This window comes from Actinoplanes sp. NPDC051861 (assembly GCF_040681145.1).
In the GTDB taxonomy this organism is placed as follows: domain Bacteria; phylum Actinomycetota; class Actinomycetes; order Mycobacteriales; family Micromonosporaceae; genus Actinoplanes.
In genome coordinates, this window is record NZ_JBFAYE010000012.1 from 191,202 (window position 1) to 211,855 (window position 20,654).

Consider the following 20,654-nt stretch of genomic DNA (forward strand, 5'->3'; position numbering starts at 1 on the left):
GTGAACTTCAGCCCCGCTCCTCACCCCAACTCCACACACAACCTCCCACCCCGCCCCCGCTCCGCGTGTGGAAATCAGCCCCGCTCCACACCCCAACTCCACACACAACGTCTCGCCCCGCCCCCACTCCACGTGTGAACTTCAGCCCCGCTCCTCACTCCAACTCCACACGCAACGCCTCGCCCCGCCCCCACTCCGCGTGTGGAAATCAGCCCCGCTCCACACCCCAACTCCACACACAACGTCTCGACCCGCGCGCCGCTCCGCGTGTGGAAATCGGCCCCGCTCCACACCTCAACTCCACACGCAACGTTTTGACCCGGGCACCACGCGCGCGGGGTGTCGTTTCCGTCCAAGACGGGTGCTGCCACCCCGATCTAGCGTGGGCGCAGCAAACCGAGCAGGAGGAGAAGGACGATGCGCAAGCTGGTCTACACCGGATTCATGTCGCTCGACGGCGTCGTCGACTCGCCCGGCGGGCCTGAGGAGGGGCACCGCAGCGGCGGGTGGGTGGTCAAGGACCTCGAGTTCGTCCCGGAGGCCTGGTCGCTGAAGGGCGAGGAGCTCGCCGACACGACCGCGCTGATGTTCGGCCGCCGCAGCTATGAGGCTTTTGCCCCGTTCTGGCCCGGCTCGGAGGACCACGCCGCCTACAAAGACCTGCCCAAGTACGTCGTGTCGTCCTCATTGTCCGACGACGCCCTGGTCGACGGGTGGGGGCCGACGACGATTCTGCGCTCGACCGAGGACGTCGCGAAGCTGAGGGCGGGCGACGGCGGTGCGATCTTCATTCACGGCAGTGCGGAGCTGGCCCGGCGGCTGGCGGACGCGGGCCTGATCGACCAGTACAACCTGCTCGTCTTCCCGGTGCTGCTCGGTGCCGGCAAGAGCGTGTTCGGCCGGGCCGACCGGGACAAGCACATGCTGGCGCTGCGGGAGTCGGAGAGCTACTCGAACGGGATCCTGAAGCTGATCTACGACGTCCGGCGCTGATCGAGGTCCAGGCCGATCGCTCCGCCGGCGCCCGACCGCAGCTGCCGGGCGGTGCGCCCGACGTAGGAGCGCAGCGCGCGGGCCAGGTGCGGCTCGTCGAAGTAGTCGAGCTTGGCCACCACGTCGGCGGCCGTGTCACCGCCCGCGAGGAGTTCGGCCGCGGTGCGGGCCCGCGAGATCTGCCGGACCGCACCCTGGGTGAGCCCGGTCGCGGCGCGGAAGCGACGTTCGACGGTGCGCCCGGAGGCGGACGGCCGGTGGCCGCGCAGCACCGCGGCGACGAGCGGGTCGCGGACCACGATGCCTGCGCGGACGAGCCGGTCGACCAGGGCCTCGGCGTCGTCGGGGCCGGGCGTCTCCCAGCGGGAGCCGTCGAGGCGGAACGTCCGGGCGGTGGTGTCGGGCAGCTCGATGCCGCCGTCGACCAGCGCCGCCGTCGGCACGACCCGCAGCGAGGTGCCCACGGCGAAGTCGATGCCGGTGAAGGTGGCGCCCTCCGGAACCGGCGCCGTGCCGGATCGGGTCTCGGGGCCGGTGACACTCGCGTACGCCCTGCCGTGCTGCTCCCAGAACACCAGGCCCCAGCGCACCCCGGCGACGGACGTCATCGTGGTCACCCGCGAACTCGTGCACGTCCACACGTTGTCGACCCACGGCGAGCCGGATTCGCGTGTCTCGAACCGCAGTCCCACGCGCGACAGGATACGGGCAAGCTCAGAGGCTGAACAGGAACGCGATCACCAGCATCACCGGCACGCACCCCACCGTGGACAGGAAGATCGCGTCCCGGATGAGCACCACCCCGGTACGGAACGTCTGCGCGTAGAGGAAGACGTTCTGCGCTGTCGGGAGGGCGGCGAGGACCGTCACCGCGTACGTCGCCTCCCGGGACAGGCCCGCCGCCAGCGCCAGCAGGAAGGCGATCGCCGGCATGACGGCCACCTTCAGAGCGACAGCGGTGATCGTGGGCGCGCGTTCCGGTCCCGCTTCGAGCAGCAGGCGGCCGGAGAGCGACATGCCGAACGCGAGCAGGATCATCGGTACCGCGGCCTGCCCGAGCGTGCTGACCGGGTCCAGCAGCACCGCCGGTACGCGCGCGCCGGTCAGGGCGACGACCGCGCCGAGCAGCACCGAGATGATCAGCAGGTTGCGTGCCGGGCGGCCCAGGACCGAGCGCCACGACGCCCGGCCGGTCGTGACGACCTCCAGCAGGAGCAGCGCCAGCGGCGTGATGATCAGCAGCTGCAGCATCACGATCGGCACGACCAGGGTGGCGTCGCCGAGCACGTACGTGGCGACCGGCAGGCCGATGTAGTTGGCGTTCGTGTAGCCGCCGGCGAGGGCGCCGAGGACCCGGGTTCCGGGGTCACGGCGGCGGAACGCGACGGCGAAGATCGCGAAGCAGAGCACGGCGGCGAGTGTGGAGACGAGCAGCGGCCGGGTGAACAGGACACCGAGATCCGCCTCGGCGACCCCGGTGAAGAGCAGGCACGGCGCGAGGACGAGATAGACCACGCGGCCGAGGAGCCCGCTCGTCTCGGCGGGGAGCCCGGCCCACCGGCGCAGGGCCCACCCGACGGCCACGATGGCGCCGATGAGGACGAATCCGGACAGCGCCGAGAGCATGCCCCCGACCGTAGTTCGGGACGCGGGGTGTGGTGCCACACACACCGCTCGACGTGACCAAGATCGCTTTACGCGTACGAAACAAGCTTTGACCTGGGAAAATGCGGCCGTGACGGGCCGCAGGGTGTCCGGTGTGACCAAGATCGCCGCATTGATCTCAACCTAGGTTCAGGTTTTACAGTGCGTGTCGGCCACCTAAGTTAGGGCGGCCTAACTTGACCGCCGGAAGCAAAGGGAAGCACAACCATGGATCGCCCCCTGCGGGTTGCCGTCATCGGCGCCGGTCCGGCCGGCATCTACGCCGCCGACCACCTCATCAAGGCCGACCCGACGGTCACCGTCGACATCCTCGACAAGCTTCCCACCCCTTACGGCCTGATCCGGTACGGCGTCGCGCCCGACCACCCGCGGATCAAGGAGATCATCAACGCGCTGCACCGGGTGATGGAGAACCCGCGCATCCGCTTCCTCGGCAACGTCGCCTACGGCATCGACGTCAAGCCGGAGGAGCTGGCCCGCTTCTACGACGCCACGGTGATCGCCACCGGCGCCGAGAAGGACCGTTCCCTGGACATCCCCGGGATCGACCTGCAGGGCAGCTTCGGCGCCGCGGACTTCGCCTCCTGGTACAACGGGCACCCGGACGTGCCGCGCGAGTGGCCCCTCGACGCGCGTGAGGTCGCCGTGATCGGCGCCGGCAACGTGGCGATCGACGTGGCCCGGATCCTCGCCAAGACCGCCGACGAACTGCTCGAGACCGAGATCCCGGACAACGTCCACCAGGGCCTGAACGCCAGCCCGGTCACCGACGTGCACCTCTTCTCCCGGCGCGGCCCGGGCCAGGTCAAGTTCACCCCGCAGGAGCTGCGCGAACTCGACCACTCGCCGAACGTCGAGGTGATCGTCCACCCGGAGGGCATCGAGTTCGACGAGGGCAGCCTCGAGGCGATGCGCAAGACCCGGCACATCAAGATGTGCGTGGACATCCTGCAGAACTGGGCCGTCCGCGACCCGCGGGACCGGCCGCGCCGCCTGCACCTGTACTTCCTGCAGGCCCCGGTCGAGGTGCTCGGCTCGGACGGCAGGGTGGCCGGGCTGCGCACCGAGACGCAGGAGCTGACCGGCGACGGCTGGGTCCGTGGCACCGGCGAGTTCACGGACTGGCCCGTGCAGGCTGTCTACCGCGCCGTCGGATACCTCAGCACCGCCCTGCCGGACCTGCCGTTCGACACCACGACCGGCACCATCCCGCACGCCGCCGGCCGGGTCCTCGACCTCGACGGCGAGCACATCCCCGGCATGTACGTGGCCGGCTGGATCAAGCGCGGCCCGGTCGGCCTGATCGGCCACACCAAGGGCTGCTCGGGCGAGACCGTCACGAGCCTCCTCGGCGACCGGGACCGGCTGCCGGCGGCGACCAGCCCGGAGCCGGACGAGGTTGTCACCTACCTCCGGGGCCGTGGACTGCCGCTGACCACGTGGGCCGGCTGGCAGCTGCTCGACCAGCACGAGATCGCGCTCGGCGAGCCCCACGGCCGCAAGCGGATCAAGGTCGTGCCGCGCGAGGAGATGACCGCCATCAGCCACGGCTGACTCCGATAGTTTCGGAGTCGCCCATCTGCATTTACTGCCATCTTGCGGTCTGACGGTTGACGCGTTTACGGGGTCGAGTCGATACTTCCGGAACTGGGCTCGCGCGCGTGGCCACCGCCAGGCCGCGCGCGTTGAGATGCCGGGCCAACTCGGGGCCCGGCAAAGGGTGAGAGACCGGGCCGTTCCTGGCCCGGCGCACGAGAGGGGTGCCGGCTCGCGTCCGGCTCGGCGTATGGGGCGCCGGGCGGTCGCCGGACCAGCGCCTGGTTGGTAGTGCTGAGCTTCCGCGGACACCGGCGACAGGGTGCCGCCGGGTCATCTCGGGCCCGGCGTGGGGTGCGCCGGGCCTTCGCGGAAGCTCGGCACGACCGCTCGCAGGGGGATGGCGCCGGACCGGAACGGGGTGCGGCGCCATCCCACGATCCCGCACACCGCGAACCCCAGCGCGTTCGCCACCCCGTGCGTCGCCGCCATCCAGCCCAGCGACGGATGCGGCAGGCCGGTCGCCTCACCCAGCGCCCAGCTCAGGGCGAGCACCATCGACGCCGCCAGCACCACGGCCGAGATCCCGAGCAGCACCGCCGTCAGCCGGTCGTACCGCCCGCCGCGCGCATGCCGCCAGGTCAGCCAGCCGACGGCCCACATGCCGGCGGTCAGCACGACCGCGCCGGCCAGCTCGACGAACTCACCGGTGAAGTAGCCGATCAGCACCAGCAGCGTCCCGGCGGGCACGGTCAGCGCGGCGGCGTCGGCGAGGCGGCCCGGCGAGATCCGCCGGTGCAGCCCGGCGATCAGCGCCGCGGCGAATCCGGCGAAGTGGAAGTGTGCGACGGTCAGCGCCAGCACACCGGTCTCGAAGCCGAAGAGTTCGTGCCCGGCACGCTCGGCGATCAACGCCACCGCGGCGATCCCCAGCAAGATCAAAGGCAGCCTTCTACGGTACGCGAAAAGCACTCCCACACTCAGCGCATAGATCACCGCGAGCCCGGCCGCCCACCCGCCCCGCGGCAACCAGAGGCTCACCGAGCCGGCCGCCGCCCCGGCGTACCAGAACTTCGTCACCCGCGTGCCGAGCAGGTCCATCCCGCCCGGGACGACGAACAACATCCCCACCATGACCAGCAGGTTCACCAGGATCCACACGCCCGCACCCCGTTTCTTGAACGCGTTCAACTATATCCTGTCACTCTTGCGGGGTCGAATCATGGACAGTGCCGTCCGGGCCGGTTCCCCTAGGGTTCGCCGCTTGAACCCCACTCCGTTGCGAACCGTGGCCGCCGAGGTACACCGCACCCTCCGGCCGCCCTCCCTCTCCCTGCCCTCCGTCCGCCTCCTCGACAGAACATCGGAACAGGTGGTCGCGGTCACCGGTCCCGCGGGGGCCGGCAAGACCACGACGCTGCAGACCCTTGCCGCCCGGATCTGCGAGGACGCGCTCAACCATCGCGCGCCGAACCGGATCGCGGTTTACGTCGACCTCGCCACCATGGCGCCCGCGGGCATACCCACCGCGGATCAGATCCGGGAGCACGTTCTCGACGCGGTGGCCGGCGCCCGCGCGAAGCTGGAAACCGTCCTGGGCGGCGAGACCTCCTGCTTGTTCCTGTTCGACTCGATCGACGAGATGTCCGTCGCGTGGCCACCCGGCCACGTGGTGGGCAATCTGCGGCGGCTCGTCGAGGAGATCCGGCGGTTCCTGAGTCCCGGCGGCCCCCGGTTCCGGGCCGTGATCGCCGTCCGCGACACCTTCCCGATGCCGCCCGAGGTTCCCGCGACGGCCGTCGCGCCGCTGTCGTACCGCCAGCAGCGGCGGCTCGTGACGACCCTCGCCCACCGCAGAGCGCTCAGGCATCTGCGGGCCGGGGCGCCCGACGTCGCGGCCCGGCCGCTCTCGCTGCGGCTGTGGCAGGAGAACATGGACCGGCGGCCGGTCGCGCCGGTCGAGATGTACGACCTGCTGGGCACGACGGTCGCCGCCAGGCTCGGGAGCGTCGTGCCGGTACCGAGGACGAGCCGGAAGGTGCAGGCGATCGCCGCCGAGGTCGCTGCGGTGCTCACCCGATGGCAGGGGCCGGCGATCCGCACGCCGCGCGCCGACGTCATGGCGATCGTGTGCCGCTCGACCAGCTTCACCGAGAAGGAGGTGGCCGATACGGTCCGGTGCCTGGAGAACGCGAATCTGGTCGTCGCCGCCCGCCCGCGGTCGATCTCGTTCGCGCACCGCAGCTTCCGGGACTTCTTCGCCGCCCGCTGGCTCGCCACGAACCATCCGGGACTCGAACTCAGCCCGTACCTCACCGACCTGCGCTGGCGCGACGCCATGCTGCTGGCACTGCGCGCGAGCCCCGGTCGCTGAAATCCGACAGCCCGGCCGCCGTCGCGATGTGTCACGTTGTCGTCATGCACCGTCGTGTTCGGACAGTCGTCGTTGCCCTGCTCCTGCCACTCGGCGCGCTCGTTCCGGCGAGCCCGGCCCGCGCCGCCGTCACCCCGGTCGCGAAGGTGAACTTCCAGCCGGCCGCCTCCGCCGTCCCCGCCGGGTACACGGCCGACACCGGTGCCGCGTTCGACGCCGCCCGTGGCTCGGGCTGGGTGCGGCAGGACAATCGTGCGCCGCTCGATCTGACCGGCAACACCCGCGACCGCGCGCGCACCGGCATCGACGCGCGGCTCAACACGCTGATCCACCTGCAACTCCCGGCCGCGTCCGCCGGGGTGCACACGCCCGGCGCCTGGGAGTACACGCTCCCCGCCGGCCAGTACCAGGTCACCGTGTCCGCGGGTGATCAGCCGGCGTACGACAGCAGCCACACCGTGCGCGTCGAGGGCGTGTCAGCGATCAGCGGGTTCGTGTCCACGGCCGCGGCCGAGTTCCGGCAGGCAACGGTCACCGTCTCGGTCACCGACGGGGGGCTCACGGTCGACGCGGTGGGCGGGACGAACACGAAGCTGAACCTCATCGAGATCGGGCGGGTCACCGAGGAGCCGCCGGCCGCGCTGGCCGCCACCGCCTCAGACGGCCAGGTCGCGCTGAGCTGGACCGGGAGCTCCGGGAACTTCCAGATCCTGCGCAACGGCACACCGCTGGCGACTTCGACACGGACGTCCTACCTGGACACAACGGTCGTCAACGGGACGGCCTACACCTACCGGGTCACCGACGCGTCGGGGCAGACGAACACCGTGACGGTGACACCGGCGGCGTTCACGCTGAAGGTCAACTTCTCGGACGCGGCGACGGCACCGCCGGCCGGCTACGTGCGGGACTCGGGTGACGCCTACACGGCCACTCGCGGTTACGGGTGGCTTGACCTCGGGGAGCGTACGCCCGCATCGCTGTCCGGAAACGGCCGCAACCGGAATCCCGCAGCGGGACAACCCGATGTCCGTCTCGCCACGCTGATGCACGCCCAGCTCCCGGCCGGCTCGGCCGGTGTCCCCACGCCCGGCGCCTGGGAGGCCGCGGTCCCGGCCGGTCTCTACACGGTCACCGTCGCGGTGGGCGATGCCGGAACCGCGGTGAACAGCGTGCACTGGGCCAACGTGGAGGATCAGAACGCCGTCGCCGGCTTCGTGCCGACGGCCACGACACGGCACGCCGTCGCGACGCGCACGGTCCGGGTGACCGACGGCAAGCTCACCCTGACACCGTCGGGCGGGACCAACACCAAGTTCAACTACATCGACATCGCGTCGGTGCCCGCTTGGGGAGCTTTTCCTACGGTACGCGTGAGCACACCGTCAAACGGCGCGACAGCCGTCTCCACGACCACGAGTGTCGTCGAGGACCTCGTGCTGCCCAACGGCGGTGTGGCCGCGTCCTCGCTGACCGCCTCCACGGTGACGCTGACCAGGCTCTCCGACGGCGCGCAGGTGCCCGCCACCACGATCACCAGCGGCGGCGGTGATGTCGTCAACCTCTCCCCCACGGCCGCGCTGGCCGCGAACACGCTCCACCGCTTCACCCTCACCAGCGGCGTCACCGACGTGACCGGTAAGCCGTTCGCACCGTTCTCGATCGTCTTCACCACCGGCTCGGGTGGCGGAACCGGCGGCCCGATCGCGTTCGACAAGGTCGTCGGCGTGGCGACCGGGGCCTCCTTCACCACCGTCCTGAAGGGTCCCGACGGCCGCCTCTACGCCGGCACCCTCGACGGCCGCGTCTTCCGCTTCCCGATCAACGCGGACGGCACCCTGGGCACCCCTCTGGTGATCACCGCGGTCCGCGACAACGCCGCCGCCCTGGGCCTGCCCGGCGCACCCGCCCGCACGGTGATCGGCATGGCCTTCGACCCTGCCTCACCGACGACCCTGTGGGTCACCGACAACTACGAGTACACCGGTCCCCTGAACGTGCCCGACTGGTCCGGCCGCATCGGCCGCCTCACCGGCACCGACCTGGGCACCTACACCCCCGTCGTGGTGGGCCTGCCCCGCTCGGTGAAGGACCACGAGACCAACTCGCTCGCTTTCGGCCCCGACGGCGCGCTCTATCTCAGCCAGGGCGCCAACAACGCGATGGGCGCCCCGGACTCGACGTGGGGCAACCGCCCGGAACGCCTCCTGTCGGCCGCGATCCTGCGCCTGGACCTCGCGCGCCTTCCGTCGTCGCTCCCGCTCAACGTCCAGACCTCGGACGGGTTCGCCTACGACCCGTACGCCGCTGCCGCCCCGCTGACCCTGCACGCCACCGGGGTCCGCAACGCCTACGACCTGGTGTGGCACCGCAACGGGCACCTCTACGCGCCGACCAACGGCTCCGCGGCCGGTGGCAACACGCCGGCGACGCCGTCTCCGCTGCCCGCGGCGTGTGCCCGGCGGGGGTACACGGGGCCGGCGGTGCCCGGGTTGACCAGCGTCCCGACCGCGGAGACGGATTACGTCTTCGACGTGAAGCCGGGGCGTTACTACGGCCACCCGAACCCGCTCCGCTGCGAATGGGTACTGGCCGGCGGCAACCCGACGTCCGCGGTCAACCCGTTCGAGGTGCCGGCGTACCCGGTGGGCACCCAGCCCGACCCCAACTTCGACCTGGCGGGCACTTTCGACGCCGGCCTGCACGCCTCGGCGAACGGGGTCATCGAGTATCAGGGCTCGGCGTTCGGGGGCGCCCTGGACGGCAAGCTGCTGGTGGTCCGTTACTCGTCGGGACAGGACATCCAGACGTTCGACGTGGCGGCTTCGGGCGCTCTGTCCAACCGGACGACGGGGCTGCCCGGGTTGACGGGCTTCAGCCAGCCCTTGGACGTGACCGAGGACCTGACAACGGGAAACCTCTACGTGACCGAACTGGGCGCCAGCCGGATCACGCTAATGAAGCCCCGCCCGTGAGGCGCCGCTCCCACCGGCTGGCACTCACACACCCCTCCACCCGTTGTGTGGAGTTGGGGTGCGGTGGGGAGCCGAAATCCACACGCGGGTGGGGTTGGGCGCAACCACTCACGCAGAATGAAGTGGGATGCGTGACCGCCAGCCGGGCCGCCACGGCTGGCACTGGCTCACCCCTCGTGGCCGGCGTGGGGTGGAAGGGCGCCGGCCGGATCGGCGCCGGCGGGAGCGGGTACCCGCCGGCCGTCCGTGAGCGCCGCGGGGAGGCCGCGAGGTTCCGAGCTGGCGCTCTCGTCCGGCTCCGGGACCGGCGAGGAGACCGGCCCGGAGACCGGCGCGTGGATCGGTGAGGGGACCGGGTCGGGGCGGGTGCGGGCCCACGTGACCACCTCGTGCGTGCCCTCCGACGCCGTGACCTCCACCGGCCGCCCGTCCCCGCGTGGGATGTGACGCTCGTGCCGCAGCGCCCGGTCGATGATCTCGTCGGCGGAAGCGTGTGCCTTGGCGATGATCCGCCTGGCCTCCTCCGTCGCGTCGTGGACGATCTGCCGCGCCTCCCGGTGTGCCGCGTCGGTGAGTTCAGCCGCCGGCACACTCGTCCGGCCGTCGGTGAGTTCGGCCGCCGGCGCGCTGCTCCGGCCGTCGGTGATCTCCCACCACTGGACCGCCGCCCGGTGCGCGTCCCGCGACGCCGCCTCGGCCTCGATCGCGAGGCGCCGCCGTTCCAGTGATGCCGGCCCGGGCTCGCCGCCGAGCACCTCCTCGGAGAGGCGCAGCACGTGCAGGAGCAGGAAGCCGAGATCCTCGTGAGTCTCCGGGTCGCGCCAGTCGTCGTTCATCGCGTCGCCTTCCTCGCGGCGGTGTCGGCCGCCGCGTCCTGCTGTTGCTGGCGGCTCAGTTCCGCCACCAGCCGTTCGCGGGCGTGCTGCAACGTCTTGCGCACCGTGGCCGGGTCACGGCCGAGTTCCCGGGCGATCTCACCCGGGCCGAGGCCCTGGTAGGCGCCCTCCATCACCGCGCGCTGCCGGTCCGGAAGACTTTCCAGCAGCTGGAGCACGAACTCCTCGTCCTCGATCTCGACGAAACCGGGATCGTGGTAGCGGCCGTCGGTGTAATGGCCGCCCTTCACAGCGCGGTCGAATTCCGCACGCTGCCGAACCCGGCTGCGGCGCACGCGGTTGACGACCACGCGATAGGCGTAGCGGAACGGATCGTCGATCGTGGACCAGCGCCGCCGTACCTCCACCATCGCCTCGACGACGGCGTCCTCGGCGGTCTCCGGGCTGCCGCACAGCGCCGTGCCCATCACCCGGAGGCGGTGGTAGTTGGCGGCGAAGAAGTCCTGCCAGGCGGAGTCCGGCACGGTGTCGGGTCCGGCGCCCGTCGGGGCCATCTGGTCGTTGGTCACCCCGGGACCTCTCTGCCGTCGGGTGGTCTCACAGCACAAGAGCAGCCGGCGGGCGCCCGCGTGAAGCCGGTCACCCGCACGGGGGACGCTTGCATGTATCTGTTAGAAATATCTGGCAGATACATGGGAGGTGGTCATGGCCCGATCCAGTCAGACCCAGATGGCGGTGCTCGGTGCGCTCAGCATCGAGCCGATGACGGCATACGCGCTGCGCGAGTCCATCCGTGACGTGCTCGGTCACTTCTGGAGCGAGAGCTTCGGGCAGATCTATCCCACGCTGAACGCCCTCGAGGAGGAGGGCCACGTGCGGCGCCGCGGCGGGGTTCGGGCTCGCTCGTCGGTCTTCGAGATCACCGGGACCGGGACCGCGCGGCTTGTCGAGCTGCTCTGCGAGCCGGCGCAGGCGACACCCGCGCGCGACGGGCTGCTGCTGCGGCTCTTCTTCGGGCGGACGCTGGGACGCGAGCGCTGTGCGGTGCTGCTGCGGACAGCGCGCGAAACGGCAATGCAAAAGCTTTCAGCGTACGAGGATCTGCTCGCTCGCCTCGGTGCGGAGGAGGGGCACACGCCCGACTGGCCGTACATCCGGATCACCATCCGCGCCGGCATCCACCACTCCCGTTCGACGATCGCGTGGGCCGACGAGGCTCTCGCCGCCCTTCCCGGAGGACCGGAACAGCCATGACCCGTGCTCGCGTGAACTTCGTCCTGTTCGCCGCCGCCGCGATCGGTGCCGGCTGGCTCGGGCTCGCCCTCGACCGGTTCACCGGTGAGGACGGCTCGAACGGTGTCGCCTTCAGCGAGAGCCAGGGCACCCTCGGGCAACTCGTCTTCATCCTGGGGCCGGCGATCGCGGCACTCGGGTTGTACCTCCTCTCCCGGGACGGCGCCGGGCGGCTCGGGCTGACGTTGCGCTTCGCGTCGCGTACGAAATGGTTTGCTCTGACCGCGGCCTTCTATCCGGCCGTGAGCCTCGTCGCGGTCGGCTCGGGCGTCGCCGCGGGCGCGGTGGCCTGGAGCGCGGAGCCGGCAACCGGACGACCGACACTGATCGCCGCGACGATCTCCGTCCTCGCCGTCCAGTTGATCAAGAATCCGATCGAGGAGTTCATCTTCCGCGGTTACGGCACGCGGACCGCGGCGGCGCTCGGCCTGCCCGGCCGCCTCACCCCACATCTGCTGGCCGGAGCGGTTTGGGCGGCCTGGCACCTACCGCTCTACCTGGTCTGGACCTCGGCGTCCGACATGCGCCTGGTGACGTCGCTGCCGACCGCGCTCTTCCTGCCACTACTGTTCGCCGGGCTGATGGTGGCGGCCGTCCTGTACGGCGAGGTGCGCATGCGGACCGGCTCCATCTGGCCGGGAGTGGTCATGCACACGCGTCGCCAACGCGGTCACCACGCCGCTGCTGCTCAACGGGCACGTGACGTTCACGGGGCACAGCGACGTGATCTTCTCACCGGTGCCGTCGGCGGTCATCGTGATGGTGCTGACCGGAATTGCCGGTCTGGTCCTCACCTCCGGTGTCCGAAATTCACGCAACCAATGGTTGCGCATCGGCTGACCTCGGACTAGCGTTACGTGCAACCAAAGGTTGCAGGAGGGTGTCATGGAGTTCGGTGTCATCGAGCGCGAGATCTACGTCGACGCGTCACCGGAGGTCGTCTTCGACGTCGTCAGCCGCCCGGAGCACGTCCGGAACTGGTGGCCGGACGAGGCCGACTACGACCCCACGCCGGGTTCGGTCGGGCAGATCTCGTTCGGCGACACGGCCGAGGCCTTCACGGTCGTCGACGTCCAGCCGCCGCGGCTGTTCTCGTTCCGGTGGATCCACCCGGCCGACCAGCCGGCCGCCGAGGACAACTCGCTGCTCGTCACGTTCGAGCTGACCGCTAAGGGCGACGGGACGCTGCTGCGGATGACCGAAACCGGCTTCCGCGAGCTGGGCTGGGAGGTCGCGGTCCTGGAGGAGCAGTACCGGGCGCACGAGAGCGGGTGGGCATTCTTCCTGCCGCGCATCGCGCCCTACGTCGCGACTTTGGGGGTACGCGGATGAGCACCGCGATCGACGACGACCTCTGGTCGGCGATCGGTGACCCGACCCGCCGCCGCATGGTCGACCTGCTCCTGTCGTCCAACGGCGGCACCGCCACCTCGCTGAGCCAGCAGATGACCGTGACCCGGCAGGCGGTGGCCAAGCACCTCGCCGTCCTCGACCGGGCCGGGCTGGTCCGGTCCGCTCCGGCCGGGCGCGAGCGGCGATATCAGGTCGACGACGCCCAACTGGCCCGCGCCGCCGCCCAGCTGGCCTCGGTCGGCTCGGCCTGGGATGCCCGACTGCAGCGCATCAAGCGGATCGCCGAGGCGATCCAGCAGACCCGACAGGAGAGTTGAGAATGCCCGACATTCTGCACCGGATCGGCGTGCGGACGCCGGACCCGTCGAAGGTTCACGAGGCACTGAGCACGGTCGACGGCCTGGCCGCCTGGTGGACCGAGGACACGAAAGGCAGCACCGAGGTCGGCGGCACCCTGGAGTTCCGCTTCGCGGCGGGCGGCTTCGACATGGAGGTCGTCGAGTCGGCGCCGTCGCGGATCTCCTGGAACGTCGTCGGTGGCCCCGACGAGTGGATCGGCACGAACATCCACTGGGACCTGCGCCAGGACGGCGACTGGACGGTCGTGCTGTTCAAGCACGAGGGCTGGCGCGAGCCGGTGGAGTTCATGCACCACTGCTCCACCAAGTGGGGCAGCTACCTGATGAGCCTCAAGTCGCTGGCCGAGACCGGCACGGGCGCCGCACACCCGCACGACGTGCGCATCGACGACTGGGACCAGGCCTAGAGATCGTCCTGCCTGACCCGCAGGGGTTCGTGGTGCACGACCGCGCTGCGCGGGCCGGAACGGCGGCTCGTGCGGCGCGGCCGCACGTCCTTGTGCGGGAAGACGACCCTCTTGAACGCCCACAGCCGGAACACCATGGCGATCAGCGTGCCGATCACCATGCCGCTCACGAAGTCGGCGAGTTCCTGGACCGGGCGGGTCACCTCCGGCACCTGCAGGTGCAGCAGGTAACGCGACACTCCGAGCGGCGCCACGTTGAGCACCGTGGCGATCGCGCTCACCCCGAAGAACAGGGCCGCCTCGTGCCGGCGCTCGCGCCCGCCGCGGCTCTGGAACGCCCACTCGCGGTTCAGCACGTACGACAGGATCGTCCCGATGATCGTGGCGAACGTGAGTGCGGTCACCGGCTTCTCGTGCAGCACGGTGAGCTTCAACCCGTAGTTGATCACCGTGGTCGCGGTGAAGCAGAGGCCCCCGACCAGGAGAAACTTCACCGCTTCGTGGTGTTTTCGCAACTGCCGGCTGAGCCACATTCGCGCGAGCCTAGGCCATGCGGGCTCCGGCCGTGGGGCGGGGAGTGCGAGGATGCCCCGGTGTTTCGACGGAGAATGTCCGCACTCGCGCTTCTCGCCCTGGTCGGTGGCTGTTCCCTGCCGGGCGACGACCCGCGGATCGTTGTCGACGGGGAGTTCGTCGGAGGGCGGTTCCCGCTGTCCGAACATTCCGGATCACAGGTCAGCAGCGCCGGCATGGTCTCGATCTGCCTAAACTCCGGCGGCTCGGTGACAGTCGACCGGGTCGAGCCGTGGAACGTGGTGGGCGAACTGAAGGTGGACGGGTTCGCGATCGTGCCCGCGGACCAGCCGGACGGGGACTCGCACGTCGTGGACCACGAGTGCGGGGAGCCGGAGCACCTGAGGCTCACGGTACATCCGGTGGGCGAGGGATCGGCGGTCGCTGACGGGTTCACGCTGCACTACACGTCCGGCGGATCACCCTATGAGTTCCGCCTCCCGTGGGGACTGCACTACTGCGCCCCCGGTGACGAGACGGCTCAGCCCTGCCGCAATCCTGGGTGACGTGCGGCGGATTCTGATCGTAGGGATGTCGGGCTCCGGCAAGACGACCGCGGCCCGGCGGGTGGCCCGGCGGCTGGGTCTGCCGTTCCACGAGATGGATGTGCTGGCGATCGGGCCCGGCTGGTCGATCCGGGACACGCTGGTCGACGAGGTGGATGTGATCGTGCGGGCACCGGGATGGGTCTTCGACTCGTGGGGCTATCCGCCGGTCCGGGACATGATGTGGGCCGCGGCGGACACCGTGGTGTGGCTGGACTATCCGCGCCGGGTGGTGCTTCCGCGATTGCTGCGCCGGTCGTTGTCGCGGACGTGGCGGCGGGAGCGGCTCTTCGGCGGAAACGTCGAGCGGTGGCGGGGCTGGTTGGAGCCCTCGCACCCGCTGTGGTTCGCGGTCCGAACATTTCAGGAACGCCGGAAATATCTGGCAGAGCGGACGGGGCGTTCGACCCGTCTGCGCGTCGTGCGGCTGCGGGCGCCGCGGGAGTTCGAGGCGTGGCTGGAAAATGGGTTGCCGGGCGAGTCCGGCGGCCGGTAGAACTGGCGGCCGGACCCAGGAAGGAAGGAGGGCACACGCATGTTCCGCACCGACATCGCGCCCACACCTTCAGATGGGCGCCCCTTTACAGGAGAACGCCTTGACACTTGTCGTGCGCCCGATCGACGGGCCTGACGAACTTCCGCTGTTCAACGACTCTTTCCCGTACATCCTGAATGACGAGATCGAGAGTGACCTGACCGCCGGGCGCAGGCACCCAGCATGGCTGTGGGTGGCCCTGCGCGAGGGTCGCGTGACGGCCCGGGCCGGCTGGTGGTCGCGCCCCGGCGACCCGTCACCGATGCACATGGACGTCTTCGACGTCACCTCCGCCGACGACGGCCTGGCCCTGCTCGCCGCCGCCGGCATGACCACCGACTACCTCCGCTTCGTCCCGCCGGACTGGCGCTCCGGCGGCGATCCGCTCTGGATGACCACACTGACGAAGGCCGGCGCCCGCCTCTTCGTCGAACGCCTCCGCCTGGAATGGCGCCCCGGCACCCCGCTGCCCCTGCCCCGGGGCCGGCTGTCCTTCCGGCCGCCGCACGACGGAGCCGAACTCGTCGACCTGATGACCCAGGTCCTGGAGGGCACCCTCGACGCACACAGCCGGGCCGACCTGGGCCACATGTCGGCGCGGGAGGCGGCGGAGGAGCAGTACCGGTCCGAGCTCACCCGCTATGCCAGCCCGCACGACTGGTGGCGGGTGGGTGTCGCTCCCGACGGCTCGCCGGTGGGCTTCGTCATTCCCGCCCATAACGGATACAACCCCGTCATCGCCTACATCGGGGTCGTCCCGGAGCATCGGGGTCACGGCTACGTGGACGAGCTGCTGGGCGAGGGCACCCGGGTGCTCGCTGCCCAGGACGTCCCGCGCATCCGGGCATCGACCGACCTCGGCAACGTGCCGACGGCGGCGGCCTTCGCCCGCGCCGGCTACATCACCATCGAACACCAGGTCGACATGACCTGGAGCTGACCGTCCCGGCCCACCCACTGCCGTTCGCGGCGGTGGGTGGGCCCGTCACGACCGCGTCAACGCCGGCTGTGCGCCGGCCCGGGTGTCCAGCCCGCGCCTTTGACCCACTTGAGCTCCAGGGCGTCGAGCCGCAGCAGGGAGAGCCGGCTGCCGGGGTCGCCGGTCACCTCCTGGCCGTGGCCCAGGAACACGTCCAGCTGCCCGGGATGGCCCTTGAACAGCGACAGGTCCAGCGGTCCGTCGGACCTGACGAACAGCTGCCGCAGATGCGGGAGCCGGCTGAGGAAGTCCAGGTCCGTACCGGGGCAGTCCATGAACACCAGCGTGCGCAGGCGCTGGAACCGCGAGATCGTGGACAACTCCGCCACGGCGTTGCAGTCCCGAAGCCACAGCTCGGTCAGGTCGAGGTCACCGAGCACGGACAGGTCGGTGAGGTGGTCCGTCTGGAAGACCCGCAGCCGCTCCAGCGAGCGGAGTTCCGCCAAGCGGCTCGTGAGCTCCCGGTCGTAGACCTCGGCCAGGGTGAGATCGACCAGTGAGCCCGGCAGCACGCCAGGGCCGAATCGCGCCGCGGGGCTCATACCCCGGATCGACAACTCACGGAGAGCCGTGAGATCGCCGATCGACGAGATCTCCACCGTGTCGTGGAGTGGCCGCAGGTGCAGTGACGTGAGTTGCCCGAGCTCACTCAGGAAGGACAGATCCGGCGGCGAACTGGAGAAGCGCAGGTGCAGGTGCGTCAGCCGGGTCAGGTCGCGCATCTGGCGGACGGCGCCGGCCGGGACCGCCGCCTCCACCATGAGCCGCCGCAGGTCCGGCAGCTCCCGCAGAACGCGGAAGTCCGGTGGCGTGCTCGTGGCGGCGATCCGGCCGTCCACGACCAGCGTCGACAGCTTCTCGACGTGGTGCAGCTCGTCGATGTCGTTCACCGAGATGCGGACGTCGAGGTTCCGCAGATGTCGCAGATGGCCGGCGGCCTTGAGGGTGCGCATGCCCACCACCGACAGGGAACCGCCGGGGAGGGGAGAGTCCGCCAGCACGCGCGTGGCGTACTCGTCGGCGTCGTAGTAGGGCCAGCCGTCGACGAGTTCCGCGATGACGCGGCGGCGCTGGTCGGCGCCGTACCGCGCGAGGATCTTGAGCGACTCGGCACCACCGATGTAGATCACGGTGCGGACCACCGCCGCGGCAGCCGGTGCCGAGTAGTTCTCCAGCGAGTCGGGCAGGTGGCGGAGCAGGACGTTGCCGGCAGCGGCGACCGATCTCGCCTCCGACACGTTTCTCGGCGGGATGCACCTGGCGAGACAGTCGAGCAGCCGTTGCTGCAACCGGTCGCTGAGCGAGGTGACCGCGTCCAGGCAGGCGATCGCCACCAGGCGCAGCGCGCGGGCATGCCGGTGATCGGTGTCCGAGCGTTCGATGATGCCGTTCAGCAGCTCTTCCTGGATCTGCGGCCGTCCGTGGCTCGCGGCCATGACCACGATCTCCCGCCAGTGGTCGAGGTGCGCCCGGGCGACGAGCAGGTCCACGTGGTCCTCGTCGGCCGCCTCCTTGCCGGCCAGGTACTCGAGGAAGGAGCGGTGGATGAAGTCGATCCGCCCGGGTGCCGGTTCCCGGATGACGCCGCTGCGCAGCAGCAGGAAGTCGATGGCCTCCGGCCCGCTGACCTTCGTACCGGACAGTCCCAGCGGGCGCAGGCGAGCGTCTGTCCAGGCGATCGCCTTGTCCGCGGGCAGCTCCGATCTGGTGCGTTCCGCGAGCCGCCACGCCAGGCCCTGCAGCAGGTAGAGCTTCTGGCGATAGGTCAGCGGAAAGTCCTGTGCGCTCGGAATTCCGCGGGCGGTGTCACGCGTCTCCAGCAGCAGCTCGAGAACCGCGTTGTAGAGGTCCATCCGGTCTCGGGGCAGGTACCCGCGGCGGCCGAAGTTCAGGGCGCAGAGCATCGCGCAGAGCAGCGGCGAGATGGCGAGGTTGCGCAGGTGCGGCTGCGCGTCGAGCTGGCGGGACAGCGCGCGCTCGTGCTCGTCGATCTGGTCGCGGCTGATCCGCAACGGTTCGTCGCGTTTCAGCACCTGCCAGATGGCCTCGTGCCAGTGACGGACGAAGGCGCCGATGTCGTCGGCGTTCATCGGCTCGATCATGACGTCGCGGAAGCCGACATCGGAGAGCCAGTCGACCGGCACGGCGGTCGGCCTGCTGGTCACCACGATCCTCAGCTCGTGCAGGCTCAGCAACTGCCGGAGCCAGTGCGCGACGTTACGTCGCTGTGCGGGGCTGAGCTCGTCGACGCCGTCGACCAGCAGCAGGACGCGCCCGAGCCGCAACTGCCGCAGCGTCCACTTGTCGGGTTCGACGTCGAACATCAACGGCGCACTGAACCGCAGCCATTCCGACGGGGGCGGAAGCTCGGAGGACAGCAGCTTCCGCAAGGGAAGGAAGATGGGAACGAGGTTGTTCCAGCTTTTCAGCGGCGAATTGAAAGAGGCTCGCGAGGCTTGAATGGCAAGCCATTTGAGAAGCGTGGTCTTTCCTGATCCGGCTTCGCCGCGCACGATGGTCAGCCGCCCGTCGGCGAGCGCGGATTCGACGCGCAGCCGCGATTTCGGCTCGCCGAGCGGGGCCTGGTCACCGCGACGTATAGCCGCACGCGAGGCCATGGCGAGATTGGTCCCCCGCGACACGGTCAGGCTCAGATAAGCGATGCTGAGCGAAATCCAGTTCGACGTGTCCCTCGGGTCGATCCCGAAGAGTTCGATCTCGTCGAAAGCGCGACTTACGTACGCCAGATAACGCTGGAGAAAATAGTTGTCCTCATCGAAACTCGCGTCGGAGCGCGCCGGCCGGGGCAACTGTTGAAATCCCAGCCGGACCTGTTCCGACAACGTCGACAACCGCCGAAGTGTCTCGACGTGCGCCCTCGGTTCGAACTCCGGCAATTGCCGCACGAACCCCAGCAGGCAGGCGCACGACTCGAACAGGATGCGGTTGTAGTAGGCCTCGCCCTCCTCGCTGAGACCGATGGCCTGATGTCGGTCATCGGACTCCCGGAGCATCTGGGCGAGCGCGATCGGGTCCACGTCGACTTCGAATATGGCCTGGTCGGACAGGTTTGCGGTGGCGAACAACCCGGCAACCGCGTCCAGGCCGGCGCGACGCTCACCCTCGTCGATGTACCTGAATTCGTGATCGATGGTGGTGGCGAGGCGCATCTCGATCTCGTCGGCGACCGCTGACATCTGGCGCTCGAATTCGCGGCGCCGAAATCTGTCCTGATAGTGCATTTGCACAAGATCGGACAGCTCCTGGCCATGATCTTTCCCGGCCGCTCGCTGTCGGAGCCACTCAGTCGCGGCTTTGTTGACGACAACCTTACCGATCGCCGCCAATGCCGTTTCCAAAGACAAAGATCCTCCAGTCGCGACACCCGGCAGCGTCATCGAGCCGCCCCGCTGTACGCTACACGCCTGGCGCGCTCTGCCGTCCAGGCCTCGAACACGCACAGATCAGCCCAATCCGAGGTCAAGGGTCTTGATCAATACGAGGGAGACGGGAGGAACTCGTTGGCGGAGATCCACATGCTGGGGCTGGATGATCTTCCTCGGGGCCCGCTTCGCAACCTGACCAACGCTCTACAGAATCTGCACCAGGACGTCGGGACCCCTAGCGCCGAGTTCATCAGCCAGGCCGTGGTGGATAAATGGGGTGCGGCGACCGACGTGGATGCCCCATTCGTCATCGCGGCGCTGCGTGGAGCCGACCTCCTCCCTTGGGAAAAGCGTCTGGAATACGTGGTGCGTATCCTGCTGGAATGGTCGCGCAGGAGCGATTCGGAAGAGGCCGTCGACGAGATCGAGAAACTCTGGTTCCTCGCGAAGATGTTGAACACGCTCGAGATCGACAGGGACGAGGTCCTGAGGGCGATCAGGGCGCACCAGGTCCCGAAACCGACCCAGGCCTGGCTCGAGTTCATCTCCGGCGACCAGCTCGGGAACCGTGTGCTGCTGAGGAGCGATTTCACGCTGATCGGCAGGGACCAGGCCTGCGACATTCGCCTGGCGGAAGCCGAGGTGTCCCGCCGGCACGCCGGGATCCGGCGCCAGGGGACCTCGTATCTGATCCGCGATCTGCACAGTACGAACGGCACATTCGTCAACGGCCGGCGCCTCGTGCCGGACGAGGACGTCGTCCTCACCCACGGCGACGAGATGTCGGCCGGCACGTCACTCGTCAGATTCCTGGAGCATCTCGACTGACCCGTACCCGGCCAGCA

General features: G+C 69.7%; 20 protein-coding genes. 13 read left to right on the plus strand and 7 right to left on the minus strand.

The annotated features are described in order from the left end of the window. The first annotated feature begins 417 nt into the window (after positions 1–417). Positions 418–993 carry a dihydrofolate reductase family protein gene (locus AB0M02_RS28415; protein WP_364232067.1) on the plus strand — a complete coding sequence of 192 codons (576 nt, stop codon included), beginning with the start codon at positions 418–420 and terminating at the stop codon, positions 991–993. On the opposite strand, the gene AB0M02_RS28420 is transcribed toward AB0M02_RS28415, so the two are convergent. After that, the gene (locus AB0M02_RS28420) at positions 975–1,685 is read right to left on the minus strand and encodes a helix-turn-helix domain-containing protein (protein ID WP_364232070.1); all 711 of its coding nucleotides are present in this window, start codon (positions 1,683–1,685) and stop codon (positions 975–977) included. The two genes, AB0M02_RS28415 and AB0M02_RS28420, sit on opposite strands and share 19 nt — an antisense overlap. Positions 1,686–1,707: 22 nt before the next feature. After that, positions 1,708–2,619, minus strand: coding sequence for an AEC family transporter (locus AB0M02_RS28425; protein ID WP_364232072.1), 912 nt, complete (start codon positions 2,617–2,619; stop codon positions 1,708–1,710). Between the two features lie 246 nt (positions 2,620–2,865). On the opposite strand from AB0M02_RS28425, the gene AB0M02_RS28430 reads away from it, so the two are divergent. Further along, on the plus strand, positions 2,866–4,212 hold the full coding sequence (locus AB0M02_RS28430; RefSeq protein ID WP_364232075.1) for an FAD-dependent oxidoreductase: 1,347 nt from the start codon (positions 2,866–2,868) through the stop codon (positions 4,210–4,212). Between the two features lie 315 nt (positions 4,213–4,527). Here the strand turns inward: AB0M02_RS28430 and AB0M02_RS28435 are convergent, their stop codons facing one another. Further along, positions 4,528–5,355 (minus strand): YndJ family protein, encoded by an 828-nt coding sequence (locus tag AB0M02_RS28435; protein ID WP_364232077.1) that lies wholly within the window; start codon positions 5,353–5,355, stop codon positions 4,528–4,530. 103 nt (positions 5,356–5,458) lie between these two features. Between AB0M02_RS28435 and AB0M02_RS28440 the strand changes: the two genes are divergently transcribed. Both AB0M02_RS28440 and AB0M02_RS28445 read left to right on the plus strand, forming a co-directional pair. Next, complete coding sequence (locus AB0M02_RS28440) at positions 5,459–6,568, plus strand: NACHT domain-containing protein (RefSeq protein WP_364232080.1); 1,110 nt, start codon at positions 5,459–5,461, stop codon at positions 6,566–6,568. 44 nt (positions 6,569–6,612) lie between these two features. Then, entirely contained in the window at positions 6,613–9,543 is a 2,931-nt protein-coding gene (locus AB0M02_RS28445; RefSeq protein WP_364232082.1) for an Ig-like domain-containing protein, read from the plus strand. Positions 9,544–9,710: 167 nt separating this feature from the next. Here the strand turns inward: AB0M02_RS28445 and AB0M02_RS28450 are convergent, their stop codons facing one another. Both AB0M02_RS28450 and AB0M02_RS28455 read right to left on the minus strand, forming a co-directional pair. After that, positions 9,711–10,379, minus strand: coding sequence for a hypothetical protein (locus tag AB0M02_RS28450; protein WP_364232084.1), 669 nt, complete (start codon positions 10,377–10,379; stop codon positions 9,711–9,713). After that, positions 10,376–10,948 carry a sigma-70 family RNA polymerase sigma factor gene (locus AB0M02_RS28455; protein WP_364232086.1) on the minus strand — a complete coding sequence of 191 codons (573 nt, stop codon included), beginning with the start codon at positions 10,946–10,948 and terminating at the stop codon, positions 10,376–10,378. The genes AB0M02_RS28450 and AB0M02_RS28455 overlap by 4 nt, the downstream gene beginning before the upstream one ends. Before the next feature lie 136 nt (positions 10,949–11,084). On the opposite strand from AB0M02_RS28455, the gene AB0M02_RS28460 reads away from it, so the two are divergent. From AB0M02_RS28460 to AB0M02_RS28480, 5 genes are read left to right on the plus strand one after another with little or no spacing between them, the layout of a single operon-like run. After that, positions 11,085–11,633 (plus strand): PadR family transcriptional regulator, encoded by a 549-nt coding sequence (locus AB0M02_RS28460; protein ID WP_364232089.1) that lies wholly within the window; start codon positions 11,085–11,087, stop codon positions 11,631–11,633. After that, complete coding sequence (locus AB0M02_RS28465; RefSeq protein WP_364232091.1) at positions 11,630–12,523, plus strand: CPBP family intramembrane glutamic endopeptidase; 894 nt, start codon at positions 11,630–11,632, stop codon at positions 12,521–12,523. The genes AB0M02_RS28460 and AB0M02_RS28465 overlap by 4 nt, the downstream gene beginning before the upstream one ends. Before the next feature lie 34 nt (positions 12,524–12,557). After that, a complete protein-coding gene (locus AB0M02_RS28470) occupies positions 12,558–13,004 on the plus strand; it encodes an SRPBCC family protein (RefSeq protein ID WP_364232094.1) in 447 nt (148 codons plus the stop codon). Then, a complete protein-coding gene (locus tag AB0M02_RS28475; protein ID WP_364232096.1) occupies positions 13,001–13,342 on the plus strand; it encodes a winged helix-turn-helix domain-containing protein in 342 nt (113 codons plus the stop codon). Before AB0M02_RS28470 ends, AB0M02_RS28475 begins: the two co-directional genes overlap by 4 nt. 2 nt (positions 13,343–13,344) lie before the next feature. Next, a complete protein-coding gene (locus AB0M02_RS28480; RefSeq protein WP_364232098.1) occupies positions 13,345–13,791 on the plus strand; it encodes an SRPBCC domain-containing protein in 447 nt (148 codons plus the stop codon). Here AB0M02_RS28480 and AB0M02_RS28485 read toward each other — a convergent pair. Beyond that, positions 13,788–14,285 carry a GtrA family protein gene (locus AB0M02_RS28485; RefSeq protein WP_364232099.1) on the minus strand — a complete coding sequence of 166 codons (498 nt, stop codon included), beginning with the start codon at positions 14,283–14,285 and terminating at the stop codon, positions 13,788–13,790. The two genes, AB0M02_RS28480 and AB0M02_RS28485, sit on opposite strands and share 4 nt — an antisense overlap. Positions 14,286–14,384: 99 nt before the next feature. On the opposite strand from AB0M02_RS28485, the gene AB0M02_RS28490 reads away from it, so the two are divergent. The 3 genes from AB0M02_RS28490 (at position 14,385) to AB0M02_RS28500 (ending at position 16,384) form a co-directional block, all read left to right on the plus strand. After that, complete coding sequence (locus tag AB0M02_RS28490; RefSeq protein ID WP_364232101.1) at positions 14,385–14,870, plus strand: hypothetical protein; 486 nt, start codon at positions 14,385–14,387, stop codon at positions 14,868–14,870. Between the two features lies 1 nt (position 14,871). Further along, positions 14,872–15,405, plus strand: a complete 534-nt coding sequence (locus tag AB0M02_RS28495) for an AAA family ATPase (protein WP_364232103.1) — start codon at positions 14,872–14,874, stop codon at positions 15,403–15,405. A gap of 100 nt (positions 15,406–15,505) precedes the next feature. Next, on the plus strand, positions 15,506–16,384 hold the full coding sequence (locus AB0M02_RS28500) for a GNAT family N-acetyltransferase (protein ID WP_364232105.1): 879 nt from the start codon (positions 15,506–15,508) through the stop codon (positions 16,382–16,384). A gap of 56 nt (positions 16,385–16,440) precedes the next feature. Here AB0M02_RS28500 and AB0M02_RS28505 read toward each other — a convergent pair whose 3' ends face one another. Then, entirely contained in the window at positions 16,441–19,665 is a 3,225-nt protein-coding gene (locus AB0M02_RS28505; RefSeq protein ID WP_364232108.1) for an NACHT domain-containing protein, read from the minus strand. Between the two features lie 294 nt (positions 19,666–19,959). Between AB0M02_RS28505 and AB0M02_RS28510 the strand changes: the two genes are divergently transcribed. After that, positions 19,960–20,637 (plus strand): FHA domain-containing protein, encoded by a 678-nt coding sequence (locus AB0M02_RS28510; RefSeq protein WP_364232109.1) that lies wholly within the window; start codon positions 19,960–19,962, stop codon positions 20,635–20,637. Positions 20,638–20,654 lie beyond the last annotated feature (17 nt).

Excerpts from the sequence above, each read along its gene's own strand:
- AB0M02_RS28425 (WP_364232072.1), bottom strand. The coding sequence starts at position 2,619 with ATGCTCTCGGCGCTGTCCGGATTCGTCCTCATCGGCGCCATCGTGGCC.
- AB0M02_RS28415 (WP_364232067.1), top strand. The coding sequence starts at position 418 with ATGCGCAAGCTGGTCTACACCGGATTCATGTCGCTCGACGGCGTCGTC.
- AB0M02_RS28445 (WP_364232082.1), top strand. The coding sequence starts at position 6,613 with ATGCACCGTCGTGTTCGGACAGTCGTCGTTGCCCTGCTCCTGCCACTC.
- AB0M02_RS28460 (WP_364232089.1), top strand. The coding sequence starts at position 11,085 with ATGGCCCGATCCAGTCAGACCCAGATGGCGGTGCTCGGTGCGCTCAGC.
- AB0M02_RS28475 (WP_364232096.1), top strand. The coding sequence starts at position 13,001 with ATGAGCACCGCGATCGACGACGACCTCTGGTCGGCGATCGGTGACCCG.
- AB0M02_RS28470 (WP_364232094.1), top strand. The coding sequence starts at position 12,558 with ATGGAGTTCGGTGTCATCGAGCGCGAGATCTACGTCGACGCGTCACCG.
- AB0M02_RS28430 (WP_364232075.1), top strand. The coding sequence starts at position 2,866 with ATGGATCGCCCCCTGCGGGTTGCCGTCATCGGCGCCGGTCCGGCCGGC.
- AB0M02_RS28465 (WP_364232091.1), top strand. The coding sequence starts at position 11,630 with ATGACCCGTGCTCGCGTGAACTTCGTCCTGTTCGCCGCCGCCGCGATC.
- AB0M02_RS28505 (WP_364232108.1), bottom strand. The coding sequence starts at position 19,665 with ATGCACTATCAGGACAGATTTCGGCGCCGCGAATTCGAGCGCCAGATG.
- AB0M02_RS28480 (WP_364232098.1), top strand. The coding sequence starts at position 13,345 with ATGCCCGACATTCTGCACCGGATCGGCGTGCGGACGCCGGACCCGTCG.
- AB0M02_RS28510 (WP_364232109.1), top strand. The coding sequence starts at position 19,960 with ATGCTGGGGCTGGATGATCTTCCTCGGGGCCCGCTTCGCAACCTGACC.
- AB0M02_RS28450 (WP_364232084.1), bottom strand. The coding sequence starts at position 10,379 with ATGAACGACGACTGGCGCGACCCGGAGACTCACGAGGATCTCGGCTTC.